Here is a 12919-nt window from a genome sequence, read left to right as displayed (position 1 = left end):
TCAGGCCTCTTCAGCCGCAAAACGCTTCAGTTCCTGCGGCGCACCGGCCGTTTCCAGGTAGAAGCGAAGGAGAAGATTTTTCGCGGTCAGCTGCCTGTATTCGGCGGAAGCGCGCCAATCGGTCAAAGGTTTATAGTCCGCATCGAAAGCGGGGCGGACGGCGGTAACGGTCGCCTCCGTCCATGGCTTGCCGACCAACTCGGCTTCGACCGTGCGGGCGCGCTTCGGCGTGCCGGCCATGCCGCCGAAGGCGATACGGATATCGGTGACATTGCCGGCATCGTCCAGCTTCAGATGAAAGGCACCGAGCACGGCGGTAATGTCCTCATCGCGGCGCTTGGTGATCTTGTAGACGGCAAAATGCACATCGTCGGCCGGGTAGGGGACAAGGATGCTTTCGACGAATTCGCCGGGATTGCGGTCCTGCTTGCCGTAGTCGATGAAGAAATCTTCCAGCGGCAGGCTGCGGGTGCCGGCTGCCGAACGAAGCTTGACGGTAGCGCCAAGGGCGATCAGCGGCGGCGGGCTATCACCGATCGGCGAGCCGTTGGCGATATTGCCGCCGATGGTGCCCATGTTGCGTACCTGCTCGCCGCCGATGCGGTTGATGAGGTTGGCAAGAGCCGGGATTTTTTCCGCGATCACGGTAAAGGCACGGCTGTAGCTGGCGCCGGCGCCGATGGTCAGGCCTGTATCTTCAACCGTGATTTTCTGCAGATCCGTCAGATGATTGATGAAGACCACAGGATTGAGCCGGCGCATCTGCTTGGTAACCCACAGGCCGACATCTGTGGAGCCGGCGACGACGGTTGCATTCGGCTCTTCGGCCATCACCTGCGCCAATGCGGCAACGGAGTTGGGTACGATGAGGCGATCCTCGCCTTCGGCAATCTCGATGGTATCGCCGCCCTGCATCGCCCAGAGGCGAGCGATGATATCGGCTCTGGTCTTTTCGAGGGGGTCGAAGAGCGCGCTCGGCCGCTTCTGGCTGACCTGCTCTGCCGCCTTGACGATGGGCTCGTAGCCAGTGCAACGACAGAGATTGCCTTGGAGCGATTTTTCGATCTGCGCCCGGCACGGCTTTTCCGTGGTCAGCCAGAGGCCATAGAGCGACATGACAAAGCCCGGCGTGCAGAAACCGCATTGCGAGCCGTGGCAATCGACCATCGCCTGCTGCACCGGATGGAGGGTGCCGTTTTGCGCGGCAAGATGCTCGACGGTGACGACATGGGTCGCATGCAGCGAGCCAACGAAGCGGATGCAGGCATTGACGGATTCATAGTGCAGCCCGCCATCGATCAGGCGTCCCACAAGCACAGTGCAGGCGCCGCAGTCGCCTTCCGCGCATCCTTCCTTCGTTCCCGTCAGGCGCCGCTGGAGGCGCAGGAAGTCGAGCAGCGTCTCGGTGGGGCGCAGGTTGGATAGCGTGATATCCTCTCCGTTGAGGATAAAGCGAATGCTGTCGCTCATGTCGTTCCCGTTTTTTTATCTATAGGTCCGGGCCGGACGCGCGAACGAATCCGGCCCTAACCGTCAATGGTTATTCCGCGGTCCAGCCACCGTCAATCGAGACATGCGTGCCGGTCACCTGGCGTGCCTCGTCGCTCGCAAGGTAGAGCGACAGGGCGCCGATTTCTTCGGCCTTGACGAACTCATGCGTGGGCTGGGCCTTGAGGATGACCTCGTTCTTGACCTGCTCCTCGGTCATGCCGCGGGCCTTGGCCGTGTCCGGGATCTGCTTTTCGACAAGCGGGGTCAGGACGTAGCCGGGGCAAATGGCGTTCACCGTGACGCCGAATTCGGCAAGCTCGAGCGCCGCCGTCTTGGTCAGACCCAATATACCATGTTTTGCCGCGACATAGGCGGATTTGAAGGGCGAGGCAACCAGGCCATGGGCTGAGGCGATGTTGATGATGCGGCCGTATTTCTTCGCCTTCATCAGCGGAATGGCGGCGCGGATGGTGTGGAAGGAGCTGGAGAGATTGATTGCGATGATCTGGTCCCACTTCTCGATCGGGAAATCCTCGATCTTCTCGACATGCTGGATGCCGGCATTGTTGACGAGAACATCGACGCTGCCGAAGGTGGAGTTGGCCGTTGCAATCATGTCGGCGATCTCGGCGGGCTTCGTCATGTCGGCGGGATGATAGATCACTTTGCCACCGCCGGAGGCTTCGAGTTTCGTCTTGATCGCGTCGATCTCCTCCGGCTTTCCGAAGCCGTTGATGACGACGTTATCGCCCTTGGCGGCGAAGGCCGTTGCGATGGCGAGGCCGATACCGCTCGTGGAACCGGTGACGACAACTGTTCTAGCCATGATCTTCTCCTTGGACAGCGCAGCTTTCTGCTGCAATGCAAAACGGACTGAGCTTACTGCATAATTCCTTAAATCGGGATCGATTTAAGGATAAAATTATGCAGCCGCTTTAAAGTGCTACAGCGACCTTTGCGCGTCACATGTGACGCGCAAAGGTCGCTGTAGTCCCAAACAGTCGGATCTGGCAATCGCATTGCTGCCAGTCGCTTTTGCGGCGCTTTGACCCACGGCGTTGCACCGCAAAGCGCGTCCTTCAGCGAAAAATTTCGTTTTGCTTTCTTTTCACATTCGTTTTGCTCGCGTATCTGTTGTTTCGGGATACAACAGGCGGGAGGACTGTATGAGCGGTTATGTCTTGGCGATCGATCAGGGAACGACGTCGACGCGGGCCATCGTTTTCGACGGCAAGATGAAGGTTGCCGGTGTCGGACAGAAGGAATTCACCCAACATTATCCGAAACCCGGCTGGGTCGAACACGATCCGGAAGAGATCTGGTCGTCCGTCCTCGCCACCGTCCGCAAGGCGATCGAAGCTGCCGGCATCACCGCCAAGGATATTGCAGCGCTCGGCATCACCAATCAGCGCGAGACCGTCGTCGTCTGGGATCGCGAGACCGGCAAGCCGATCCACAATGCCATCGTCTGGCAGGACCGCCGCACGGCGAGCTATTGCGAAAAGCTCAAGCGGCAGGATCTGGAAAAACTCTTCACACGCCGCACCGGCCTGCTGCTCGATCCCTATTTCTCCGGCACCAAGCTCTCCTGGCTTTTGGCCAATGTTAAGGGTGCTCGTGCCCGCGCCGCCAAGGGCGGGCTTTGCTTCGGCACCGTCGATACCTTCCTGATCTGGCGGCTGACTGGGGGCAAGAGCTTCGTCACCGATGCCACCAATGCCTCGCGGACGCTGATGTACAATATTGGCTCCAATGAATGGGAAGGGGAGTTGCTGGATATTCTTCGCGTTCCCTCGGCGATGCTACCCGAGGTGAAGGATTGTGCCGCTGATTTCGGTGTTGCCGATCCTTCGCACTTCGGTGCCGCAATCCCGATCCTCGGCGTTGCCGGCGATCAGCAGGCGGCGACGATCGGCCAGGCCTGCTTCGAACGCGGCATGATGAAATCCACCTATGGTACGGGCTGCTTCGCGCTTCTCAATACCGGCACGGACATGGTGCGGTCGAAAAACCGCCTGCTGACCACCATCGCCTACAGGCTGAACGGCGAGACGACCTATGCATTGGAGGGCTCGATCTTCATCGCGGGCGCCGCAGTGCAATGGCTGCGCGACGGCCTGAAGGCCATCCAGCGTGCCTCGGATTCCGGTGAACTGGCAGCCAAGGCCGATCCGCTGCAGGAGGTCTATCTGGTGCCGGCCTTCACCGGCCTCGGCGCACCACATTGGGACCCGGATGCGCGCGGCGCGATCTTCGGGTTGACGCGCAATACCGGACCTGAAGAAATCGTCCGGGCAGCGCTGGAGGCTGTTTGCTACCAGTCGCGCGACCTGTTGGATGCCATGCACAAGGATTGGCGCAATGGCAGTGGGCAGCACACCGTGCTGCGCGTCGACGGCGGCATGGTCGCATCCGACTGGACGATGCAGCGGCTTGCCGACCTGCTCAATGCGCCGGTCGACCGTCCGACGATCCTCGAAACGACAGCGCTTGGGGCTGCCTGGCTTGCGGGCAGCCGGGCCGGCGTCTGGCCGGATCGCGCCGGTTTTGCCAAGGCCTGGGCGCGCGACAAGCGTTTCGAGCCCGACATGGATGACAAGACCCGAAATGCGAAGCTCAAAGGCTGGAAAAATGCGGTCTCGCGCACCTTGAGTACACGGTAGGGATGATCAGCCTTCGTTGGCTGCTCACCCTAGGTTATGCCATGTAAGATTTCTTTATTTTGCTTATATAAGTGCGCGCAGCGATACTCGTCTTATTCGTGGTTCGGGGAGGGTTCCGGGCCGCGCTTCGCCGGACAGAGCCGTTTGAGGACGGACGCCTTCTTAAGAGACGATAAAGCGAATAATGGCTGCTCAATTTTCTGAACTGAAAAAACATTACTATCGGCAGATCAAGTATCATCTGACCCGACCAAAGCCGCCGATCCTGGCGGAACGCTTCAGTGGGCCTGTTCTCGTCGTTGGTTCGGCGCCCGTCTCGAACAAGCCCATGGATTTCGATGAGAGCTTCCGGGTCATCACCATCAATGGCTCGCAGACGGTGACGAAGGGCTGGGGCATAAAGGTCCCCGACGTGACGCTCGTCCAGTTCAATCAGATCGAGGGAACGAATACCAACGCCGTCGAGGTGCGCCGCGTTCTGAACGGCGAGCGGACGAAGATGCTCTACGTCCTGTTATGGCGGAAGGAGTTTCAGCGGCTGGAAGATGGGCTTAAAGCCTTCAATTACGGCTACGACAAGCTTGAGATCGTCGATCGGTACAAGCGCATGGCGCTGCTCGACCGGGTCGGCGGGGTGAAGTGCAGCGAGCTTGGTGCGGACGACAAATGCTCCAACGGTATCAACGCGGTGCTCTTCGCGCTCTATAACGGCGCGACCGAAGTCATCATCACCGGCATCAATCCTGATTCCGGCGGGCATGTCTACAACACGGAAAACCTCGCCCGATTGCATGTCCGCAAGGACCGCGAGGTTCTCGAACGGCTTCTCGAGCGCGGCTATCCGGTGTTCACTAGCGATCCGGCTGTGTCGCGATCGATCGGCCTTCCTTTATGGAAGGGCAGGGCAGAGGTAGGGCGCGTCCAGGGAGCGGCCGCTCAGAAGACGAGAGCGGAACTGAAGCAGACGGTTGCCGCGAATCCCTCGCTGGGTTGATGCCCATGCAGCTTAACGACGACTGTCGACGATTCATGCCAAGATCACGGTATAGAATCACTCGATTGCACAGAGGTCAGTCCAATGCTGATGCCGCCGCCACTCCGGCCGGGCGATAAGGTGCGTTTTGTGTCGCCCGCAAGTTCGCCCGAGAAGGACAGAGTTCTGCGGAATGCCGAAATACTGAAAGGCTGGGGGCTGGACGTCGATTTCGGTGAACATGCCTTTAGCAAGTGGAGCTATCTCGCCGGCACCGACGAGGAGCGGCTGGCGGATCTCAACGCTGCATTTCGAGATCCCGAGGTTCGGGCGATCTTCACCACGCGTGGTGGCAAGGGATCTTACCGGATCGCCGATCAAGTGGATTTTGCCGCAGCCCGGCGCGACCCCAAGTTCGTTATCGGCTTCAGCGACATCACCGCATTGCATTTGAGCCTGCTGAAACACTGCGATCAGGTCAGCATTCATGGGGCGCTTTTCATCGGGCCGAACGAAGAGAGCCTTAGTCTCTACACGCACGACGCGCTGCGGCAGGCACTGATGACAACGCAGGACATCGTGATGGCCGCGCGTCCGGAAGAGCCGACCTCGCGGCTGACCACAAGCGGAACGGCCAGAGGCCGGCTGATCGGCGGCAATCTCGACATGGTGGCGACATCCGCCGGTTGGGCGCTGCCGGACATGAACGGCGCAATCCTCCTGCTTGAAGCCATCGGCCTGTATATCGGCCAAGTTGATCGGCAGATGACGATGCTGCGCAAGGCAGGATACCTCAATGGGCTGGCAGGCGTTGTCATCGGACAGTTTACCGATTTCGAATTCGATCGTCCTCATTCGGTGATCGATATTCTGCGCGAACATCTTGCCGAACTCGACGTGCCGGTGCTTGGCGGCTTGCCACTCGGACATGGCGATAGCCCGGCAAGCGTTTTCATCGGCTCCATCGCGGAGTTCGATGCAAAAGCGGGGACGTTGGCGATCCGGCGCGGCAATGTCTGATTACCCGCTGAATATTTTTTGACGCAGCCTGTCGGTGCGGATGATACTCCTTCGTCTTTACAGGAGAAGGAGGTCCTCATGCTCTATGCGATCCTATGCTACAACGACGAAGATACCGTGTTCGCCTGGTCCAAGGAGCAGGAAGAGGCAACCATGGCGCGGCTGATTGCCGTGCAGGAGCCACTCAGGGAGGCCGGCAAGCTTGGGCCGGTCGCGCGACTGATGCCGACAACGGCGGCAACGACCCTGCGCAAGGGCAAGAACGAGCCGCTCGTCATCGATGGTCCGTTCGCAGAGACCAAAGAGCAGTTGCTGGGCTTCTATGTCATCGACTTCGAAACACTTGACGAGGCGATTGAGTTCTCGAAGGAGCTGGCCGCGGCCAATCCCGGCGTCGGCTCCTATGAAATTCGTCCGCTCTACGTCTTTCGACCCGGAACGGTTGCCACATGACGGATATTGCCTGGATCGACATCGCACTTACCAATGCCCGGCCGCAGGTGCTGGGTGCGCTGCTGCGCTATTTCCGCAATCTCGATACCGCCGAGGAGGCCTTTCAGGAGGCCTGCCTTCGGGCGTTGAAGACTTGGCCCGACAAGGGGCCGCCGCGCGATCCCGTCGCCTGGCTGATCTTCGTCGGGCGCAATAGTGGTATCGATACGGTGCGCAAGCAGGCGAAGCTGCAGAGCCTGCCGGACGAGGAGGCGATCTCCGATACGAGCGATGTCGAAGGCGACCTGGCCGAACGGCTCGACGGTTCCGGATATCGCGACGATATTCTCCGGCTGCTGTTCATTTGCTGCCACCCGGATCTACCGGCGACGCAACAGATCGCGCTGGCGCTGCGCATCGTTTCTGGCCTCTCGGTGCAGCAGATCGCCCGTGCTTTCCTGGTCAGCGAGAGCGCAATGGAGCAGCGGATCACCCGGGCGAAAGCGCGTGTAGCCGCAGCCGGCGTTCCCTTCGAAACGCCTGGCGCCATCGAGCGGAGCGAGCGGCTCGCGCTCGTCAGCGCGATGATCTATCTCATCTACAATGAAGGCTATTCGGCTGGCGGTACGCATCGCGAGGCCGCTGCCTTCGCCGATGAGGCGATCCGGCTTGGTCGGCTGCTGTTGCGGATCTTTCCCTCCGAGCCGGAAACCATGGCGCTGCTCGCGCTGATGCTTCTGCAGCAATCGCGCAAGGCGGCGCGTTTCGATGCCGACGGGCAGATCATCCTTCTGGAGGACCAGGATCGTTCGCTCTGGGATCGGACAGCCATAGACGAGGCGCTCGCCCTTCTCGACAAGGCGATCCGCCATCGTCAGCCTGGACCCTATCAGGTGCAGGCGGCAATCGCTGCCCTGCATTCCAGGGCGAAACGCGCCGAGGATACGGATTGGGAAGAGATCAATCTTCTCTACCAGATGCTGGAACGGCTGACGCCGTCTCCCGTCGTCACGCTCAATCGCGCGGTCGCGTTCTCAAAGCTCAAGGGGCCGGAAGCGGCTCTGGCGCTGATTGCGACGCTGGAAGCGCAGCTCGACAGCTACTTCTATTTTCATGGCGTCAGGGGTGGCCTGCTCGCGCAGCTCGGCCGCTCGCAGGAAGCGCGCGTTGCTTTTGACAGAGCGATTGCGCTTGCCCGTTCGCCCGCCGAAGCGACCCATATCCGCCATCAGCTTGATCGCCTGAGCGCGGATGCCGTTGTAGCTGCAAAATAATTGAAAAATCTGCGTCTGCGTTGTCGGGAATCGACGGTCGCGAACGTCATTAGAGTATAGGCCGAGCAGGACGCGTCAAACAGCAAAGAGGAGCAAGACATGACTGAGCAGACCGAGCGCCACGAGCTTTCCCTGACCCGCGTCATCGATGCGCCGCGCGAGAAGATTTTCCGCTGCTGGACCGAAGTGGAGCTGATCAAGCAATGGTTCGCGCCGCTGCCGTGGACGGTATCGGCTGCCAGCGTGGATGTGCGTGCCGGCGGCTCGAGCTCGATCACCATGCGCAGCCCCGAGGGCGAGGATTACCCAGGCAATGGTGTCTATCTGGAAGTCGTTCCCAATGAGCGGATCGTCTTCACCGATGCCTTCACCAGCGCCTGGGTGCCGTCGGCGAAGCCCTTCATGGTGGTGACAATCCAGCTCGACGCTCTCGGCAGCGGCAAGACCCGTTACACCGCCACGGTTCTGCATTGGTCGGCCGAGGATCGCGAAGCGCACGAGAAGATGGGCTTCCATCAGGGATGGGCGCAGTGCGCCGATCAGCTCGCCGCATTGGCAGCGAAGATCTGAATTTCCGATAGAATTCCGGGGATATCGCAATGTCTTATGCAGTCGATTCATCTGTGCCTTCGGTCACGCGCGCCCAGCGCGTGGCCGGCATGATCCTCAGTGGGTTGGTCATCGCCTTTCTCGTGTTCGATGGCGTCATCAAGCTCGTTCCGCTTTCCGTCGTCACGGAAACGATGGCGGGGCTTGGCTATTCCGCCGATCCGGCGCTGGCGCGGCTTCTCGGCGTCATTACGCTTAGCTGCGCCATTCTCTATGCGATCCCGAGGACTTCGGTCCTCGGCGCCATCCTTCTGACGGGTCTTCTCGGCGGGGCGATCACGACGCATCTGAGGGTCGGCAGCCCGATCTTTTCCCATCTGTTGTTCGGCGTTTATCTCGGCGTGATCGCCTGGGGCGGACTTTATCTTCGCTATGAAGCCGTTCGGAAAATGATTCCGTTCTTTCAGCGAAGCTTTTGATTTCGGATTCAATTTGCTAAGGCTCGCCCATCTAGAGCACCTCGACATTTCCATGAAATGTCGAGGTGCTCTATCTATTTGTCTCTGCGCAATTCCGGACGGAAAACCGCCGTTCACTTTTCCTGGAATTGCTCTGGCGAGGGGAGCGAGCCATGCCGCAAGTGATCATCGCACCGGTCAGGCAATCGGATGCGGACGAGCTGATTGCCGCCAATATCGCCAGCCGCGCCCACCATGTGCCCTGGGCCTATCCCTTCCTCGATCGCGACGGTTTTGACACCTGGTTCGGTCAGACGGTGACGGGGCCGAATATCGGTCTGGTGGCGCGCGATCCCGGCTCCGGCGGCATCGTCGGCGTCGTCAATATCAGCCAGATGGTCTGGGGCGGCTTTCGCAGCGCCTTTCTTGGCTATCATGGCATGGTGGGCTTTGCCGGCCAGGGGTTCATGACTGAAGCGGTACGTCTTGCCGTCGCGCACGCTTTCGATGCGGTCGGCCTGCATCGGGTAGAGGCCAATATCCAGCCAGGCAACCATCCTTCCATCGCGCTGGTCACGCGGATCGGCTTCCGCAAGGAAGGGTTTTCGCCCAAATATCTGAAGATTGGTGGCGTGTGGTGCGATCATGAGCGCTGGGCATTGCTCGCGGACGATCCGCGTTCCTGACTTCTTTCGGATTTCGAAAGCCGCGCCATCTGGCAGAAATCCTCAGAAAGACATTGACTGTGCAGAGTGAAGGGGCGAAAGCCACATAAAGCCTCTCGCGAACCGTTGCGCAGGGCGTCGGAGTGCCGGAAGCCGTAAATGATCGTTTCGACCGAAGAAGAACTGACCAAACTGAAAGATATCGGTCGCATCTGCGCCAATGCTTTGCAGGCCATGGCTGCGGCTCTGGAGCCGGGCATCACCACGCTGGAACTGGATGCCATCGGTCGCAAGGTCTTGGAGGATGCCGGCGCACAGTCAGCGCCGGAGCTGGTCTACAAGTTTCCTGGCGCGACATGCATCAGCGTCAACGAGGAAGTGGCGCATGGCATTCCTGGCCCGCGCGTGATCAAGGCGGGGGATCTGGTCAATCTCGATGTCTCGGCGGAGAAGGATGGCTTCTTTTCCGACACGGGTGCATCCTTTACCGTGCCGCCGGTCAAGCCTAAGATCGAGCGCCTGTGCCGTGACGGCAAGAGGGCGCTCTGGGTCGGCCTCAATCAGGTGAAGAGCGGTTCGCCGCTTGCGAAGATCGGACAGGCCGTCGGCGCCTTCGCGCAGAAGAACCGCTATACGTTGATCGCCAATCTCGCCAGCCACGGCATCGGCCGTTCCCTGCACGAAGAGCCCGCCGAGGTTTCTACCTGGGCGGACCCTTCCGAGACCCGGATCATGGAAGACGGCCTGGTTTTCACCGTCGAGCCGTTTCTCTCGCTCGGTGCGACCTGGGCTGAGGGCGGTGACGATGCGTGGACGCTCTATGCCGATCCGCAGGCACCCACGGTCCAGTACGAGCATACGATCATTGCCACCCGCAACGGGCCTATCATCCTGACATTGCCAGACAAGTGATGTTCTAAAGCACGTCGCGAATCTTTCAGATTCGTTTCCTGCGCTTCAGGTCCTTGATTTTGCGCATGCCGTTGTCGCAAAACCGCTGTGCACTTTTGCGCGGCATGCTGTAGCTCAATCGTCGGACTTCGGCTCGCCCTCGGTTTTGGTTTCGCCGCGGATGATGTCGGCGGCGGCGCGCTCGAGGATATCAGCGATGCGCGCACCTTCGGCCTTGCTCCACGGGAACTTCGAGCGAAGAGCCGAGCGCAGCAGATGGCGAGCGCGATGGACGTCGCCAGCGCCGTGGCGATCGAACGGATTGTCGCGGCCGTCCTCATCGCCGCCGTCGAAAACCTCGCGGACGCGGGCCATCTTCTCACCGATGGAGGTGAGCTTGGCGAGCGTTACCTCGACCAGATCACGATTGTCATCGACGCGCTTCTGGCCGCTTTCGGTGATGCGGTAGAGCTTCTTCGTGCCGCTGACCTCGACTTCGGCCTGGCCGGTTTCTTCGAGATAGGTCAGCGCGGGATAGATGACGCCTGGGCTTGGCACATAAAAGCCGCCGGAGCGCTCTTCGAAGGTCTTGATTAGTTCATAGCCATGGCGTGGCTGCTCGGAGAGCAGGGCGAGAATGATAAGCTGCAGATCGGCTGCATCGAACTTGCGGCCGGTGCGAAATCCGCCGCCGAACATGCCGCCCTTGAAGCCTCTCATGAAGTCTCTCCTGTGCTCGCCGCGCGATTCACGGCCTCGACCCTGTCGTAGGATATATGCCTCGACGATGTCAAAGCTGCCTCCGAACATGTTGCGATCTCTAAAGCCTCTCATGTCGTTTCTCCTTGAAGTGCGAGAGTTTATATCGTTAGTCATGTCGTAAGATATATATCGTAAGATAGCATTCTGCAAGAGGGGCGATGTGCGGATGGGGTGATCGGCGAAAGGAGACGTGCTCTTAAGGAGGAGGCGCTCATCCGATGGGTGAAAATTCGCTGCTGAACAACTGCATCACGATCGTGGGATAAGCGGTTACATCTACGTAAGAATAGGGCTCTGCCGGTTGCCGCCCCCGGCGAACTGTCTTAGGCTCGCCGCAAATTGACGCCATTGCGGTCGTTCGAACAAACAGGAAGCCTAACCGTCGTGTTTCATTCTTTCTTCCCGAATCCGAGATTGTTTTTTTCCTCATCGGTCGTTTGGGCGCTCGTCTGCGTCTTCCTATGGTATTTTGTCGGCGCGCATGTCGTGGCGTCCATGGGCTATCCGCCGCTGCAGGAAGAACAGCAGCCGGTCGGAGCGGCTTTCTTTGTTACTCCCACTAATTTCTTGTTTTACCTTTACTTTATTCTCTGCGCCGCGGTCTTTTGCGGTTTTTGGCATGTGACTTCGAGGAGCAATCCCTGGGTCGCCTGGTCCGTGTGGGGCTCTGCTTTCATCGTCTTCATCACCTATTTCGGTGTTCAGATCGACGTAGCGGTAAACGTATGGCGCCGGCCTTTCTTTGACCTCCTGCAAAATGCGCTCGGCGGAAAGCCCGGCGTTACGGATGGGGATTTCTACGGATTGCTGTGGGCGTTCACGCAACTCGGTCTGGTGGGCGTCGCGGTGAGCGTCGTTTCATCGTTCTTCCTGAGCCACTATCTCTTCCGTTGGCGTTGGGCGATGAACAATTTCTACATGTCGAAGTGGGAAAAGCTCCGGCACATCGAAGGTGCATCGCAGCGCGTCCAGGAAGACACGATGCGCTTTGCGACCAATCTCGAAGGGCTTGGTGTCAGCCTGATCGGCTCCGTCATGACACTCATCGTCTTCCTGCCGATCCTGCTGGAACTGTCGAAATATGTGACTGATCTGCCGATCATCGGCGCAATTCCATATTCGCTCGTCTGGCTGGCGCTGATTTGGTCGGTATTCGGCACGTTCCTGCTGGCGCTCTTCGGGATCAAGCTTCCCGGGTTGAATTTCCGCAATCAGCGTGTCGAGGCCGCCTATCGAAAGGAACTTGTCTACGGCGAGGATCGCGACGATCGTGCGCAGCCACCCACCGTGAAGGAACTCTTCTCCAACGTCCGCCGCAACTATTTCCGCATGTATTTCCACTATGCGTATTTCAATGTGGCTCGTTATTCCTACGGCCAGCTCGATGCGATCTTCCTTTACTTCGTGCTCGTGCCGACCTTCGTGGCGCACAAGATCACGCTCGGCATCTGGCAGCAGATCGCCACGGCGTTCGGCCAGGTCAGCAACTCATTCCAGTATCTCGTCAGCTCCTGGACGACGATCATCGAGCTTCTTTCGATCCACAAGCGTTTGAAGGCCTTCGAGGCAGCGATCGACGATGCGCCGCTGCCGCCGATCGATCAGCGCTACTTGGAGCGTGAAGCAGGTGTCATTCACGCGGATGGCTGACGACAAAAGGCCCCGGGAACGGGGCCTTTTTTATTGGGAGAACTGGGATGTTAGGCTTGCAAGGTACGGCGGGGCCTCTCCTTGCCGCACC

13 protein-coding genes are annotated in these 12919 nt (G+C 59.5%); 10 read left to right on the top strand and 3 right to left on the bottom strand.

Annotated elements, in window-relative coordinates; genetic code table 11:
- Together xdhA and GA0061100_RS03360 are read right to left on the bottom strand one after the other, a co-directional pair.
- Nucleotides 1–1470: a xanthine dehydrogenase small subunit gene (gene xdhA, locus GA0061100_RS03365; RefSeq protein WP_075851179.1), complete on the bottom strand. Its 1470-nt coding sequence runs from the start codon at nucleotides 1468–1470 to the stop codon at nucleotides 1–3.
- A gap of 70 nt (nucleotides 1471–1540) precedes the next feature.
- Nucleotides 1541–2317: a 3-hydroxybutyrate dehydrogenase gene (locus GA0061100_RS03360; RefSeq protein WP_075851874.1), complete on the bottom strand. Its 777-nt coding sequence runs from the start codon at nucleotides 2315–2317 to the stop codon at nucleotides 1541–1543.
- 340 nt (nucleotides 2318–2657) lie between these two features.
- Here GA0061100_RS03360 and glpK point away from each other — a divergent pair, with 340 nt between their 5' ends.
- The 9 genes from glpK to map all read left to right on the top strand — a co-directional run bounded on the left by glpK (nucleotide 2658) and on the right by map (nucleotide 10437).
- A complete protein-coding gene (gene glpK / locus GA0061100_RS03355) occupies nucleotides 2658–4154 on the top strand; it encodes a glycerol kinase GlpK (RefSeq protein WP_075851177.1) in 1497 nt (498 codons plus the stop codon).
- 184 nt (nucleotides 4155–4338) lie between these two features.
- A complete protein-coding gene (locus GA0061100_RS03350) occupies nucleotides 4339–5148 on the top strand; it encodes a membrane-anchored protein (RefSeq protein WP_075851175.1) in 810 nt (269 codons plus the stop codon).
- A gap of 129 nt (nucleotides 5149–5277) precedes the next feature.
- Nucleotides 5278–6147, top strand: coding sequence for a S66 peptidase family protein (locus GA0061100_RS03345; protein ID WP_244557753.1), 870 nt, complete (start codon nucleotides 5278–5280; stop codon nucleotides 6145–6147).
- 78 nt (nucleotides 6148–6225) lie between these two features.
- The gene (locus GA0061100_RS03340; protein ID WP_075851172.1) at nucleotides 6226–6600 is read left to right on the top strand and encodes a YciI family protein; all 375 of its coding nucleotides are present in this window, start codon (nucleotides 6226–6228) and stop codon (nucleotides 6598–6600) included.
- Nucleotides 6597–7853: an RNA polymerase sigma factor gene (locus tag GA0061100_RS03335; RefSeq protein WP_075851170.1), complete on the top strand. Its 1257-nt coding sequence runs from the start codon at nucleotides 6597–6599 to the stop codon at nucleotides 7851–7853. Before GA0061100_RS03340 ends, GA0061100_RS03335 begins: the two co-directional genes overlap by 4 nt.
- A 99-nt stretch (nucleotides 7854–7952) precedes the next feature.
- Nucleotides 7953–8423 (top strand): SRPBCC family protein, encoded by a 471-nt coding sequence (locus tag GA0061100_RS03330; protein ID WP_075851169.1) that lies wholly within the window; start codon nucleotides 7953–7955, stop codon nucleotides 8421–8423.
- A gap of 29 nt (nucleotides 8424–8452) precedes the next feature.
- Nucleotides 8453–8881, top strand: a complete 429-nt coding sequence (locus GA0061100_RS03325; RefSeq protein WP_075851167.1) for a DoxX family protein — start codon at nucleotides 8453–8455, stop codon at nucleotides 8879–8881.
- Between the two features lie 152 nt (nucleotides 8882–9033).
- Entirely contained in the window at nucleotides 9034–9546 is a 513-nt protein-coding gene (locus GA0061100_RS03320; protein WP_075851873.1) for a GNAT family N-acetyltransferase, read from the top strand.
- 138 nt (nucleotides 9547–9684) lie between these two features.
- Nucleotides 9685–10437, top strand: coding sequence for a type I methionyl aminopeptidase (gene map / locus GA0061100_RS03315; RefSeq protein WP_075851166.1), 753 nt, complete (start codon nucleotides 9685–9687; stop codon nucleotides 10435–10437).
- Between the two features lie 114 nt (nucleotides 10438–10551).
- On the opposite strand, the gene GA0061100_RS03310 is transcribed toward map, so the two are convergent.
- A complete protein-coding gene (locus GA0061100_RS03310; RefSeq protein ID WP_075851164.1) occupies nucleotides 10552–11136 on the bottom strand; it encodes a PadR family transcriptional regulator in 585 nt (194 codons plus the stop codon).
- 426 nt (nucleotides 11137–11562) lie between these two features.
- Between GA0061100_RS03310 and sbmA the strand changes: the two genes are divergently transcribed.
- Complete coding sequence (gene sbmA / locus GA0061100_RS03305) at nucleotides 11563–12828, top strand: peptide antibiotic transporter SbmA (RefSeq protein ID WP_075851162.1); 1266 nt, start codon at nucleotides 11563–11565, stop codon at nucleotides 12826–12828.
- Nucleotides 12829–12919 lie beyond the last annotated feature (91 nt).

Origin of the sequence: Martinezella hainanensis (assembly GCF_900094555.1) — a bacterium.
GTDB lineage: Bacteria > Pseudomonadota > Alphaproteobacteria > Rhizobiales > Rhizobiaceae > Rhizobium > Rhizobium hainanense.
This window is presented reverse-complemented; position numbering and strand designations above follow the sequence as displayed.

Excerpts from the sequence above, each read along its gene's own strand:
- xdhA (WP_075851179.1), bottom strand. The coding sequence starts at position 1,470 with ATGAGCGACAGCATTCGCTTTATCCTCAACGGAGAGGATATCACGCTA.
- GA0061100_RS03360 (WP_075851874.1), bottom strand. The coding sequence starts at position 2,317 with ATGGCTAGAACAGTTGTCGTCACCGGTTCCACGAGCGGTATCGGCCTC.
- glpK (WP_075851177.1), top strand. The coding sequence starts at position 2,658 with ATGAGCGGTTATGTCTTGGCGATCGATCAGGGAACGACGTCGACGCGG.
- GA0061100_RS03350 (WP_075851175.1), top strand. The coding sequence starts at position 4,339 with ATGGCTGCTCAATTTTCTGAACTGAAAAAACATTACTATCGGCAGATC.
- GA0061100_RS03340 (WP_075851172.1), top strand. The coding sequence starts at position 6,226 with ATGCTCTATGCGATCCTATGCTACAACGACGAAGATACCGTGTTCGCC.
- GA0061100_RS03335 (WP_075851170.1), top strand. The coding sequence starts at position 6,597 with ATGACGGATATTGCCTGGATCGACATCGCACTTACCAATGCCCGGCCG.
- GA0061100_RS03330 (WP_075851169.1), top strand. The coding sequence starts at position 7,953 with ATGACTGAGCAGACCGAGCGCCACGAGCTTTCCCTGACCCGCGTCATC.
- GA0061100_RS03325 (WP_075851167.1), top strand. The coding sequence starts at position 8,453 with ATGTCTTATGCAGTCGATTCATCTGTGCCTTCGGTCACGCGCGCCCAG.
- GA0061100_RS03320 (WP_075851873.1), top strand. The coding sequence starts at position 9,034 with ATGCCGCAAGTGATCATCGCACCGGTCAGGCAATCGGATGCGGACGAG.
- map (WP_075851166.1), top strand. The coding sequence starts at position 9,685 with ATGATCGTTTCGACCGAAGAAGAACTGACCAAACTGAAAGATATCGGT.
- GA0061100_RS03310 (WP_075851164.1), bottom strand. The coding sequence starts at position 11,136 with ATGAGAGGCTTCAAGGGCGGCATGTTCGGCGGCGGATTTCGCACCGGC.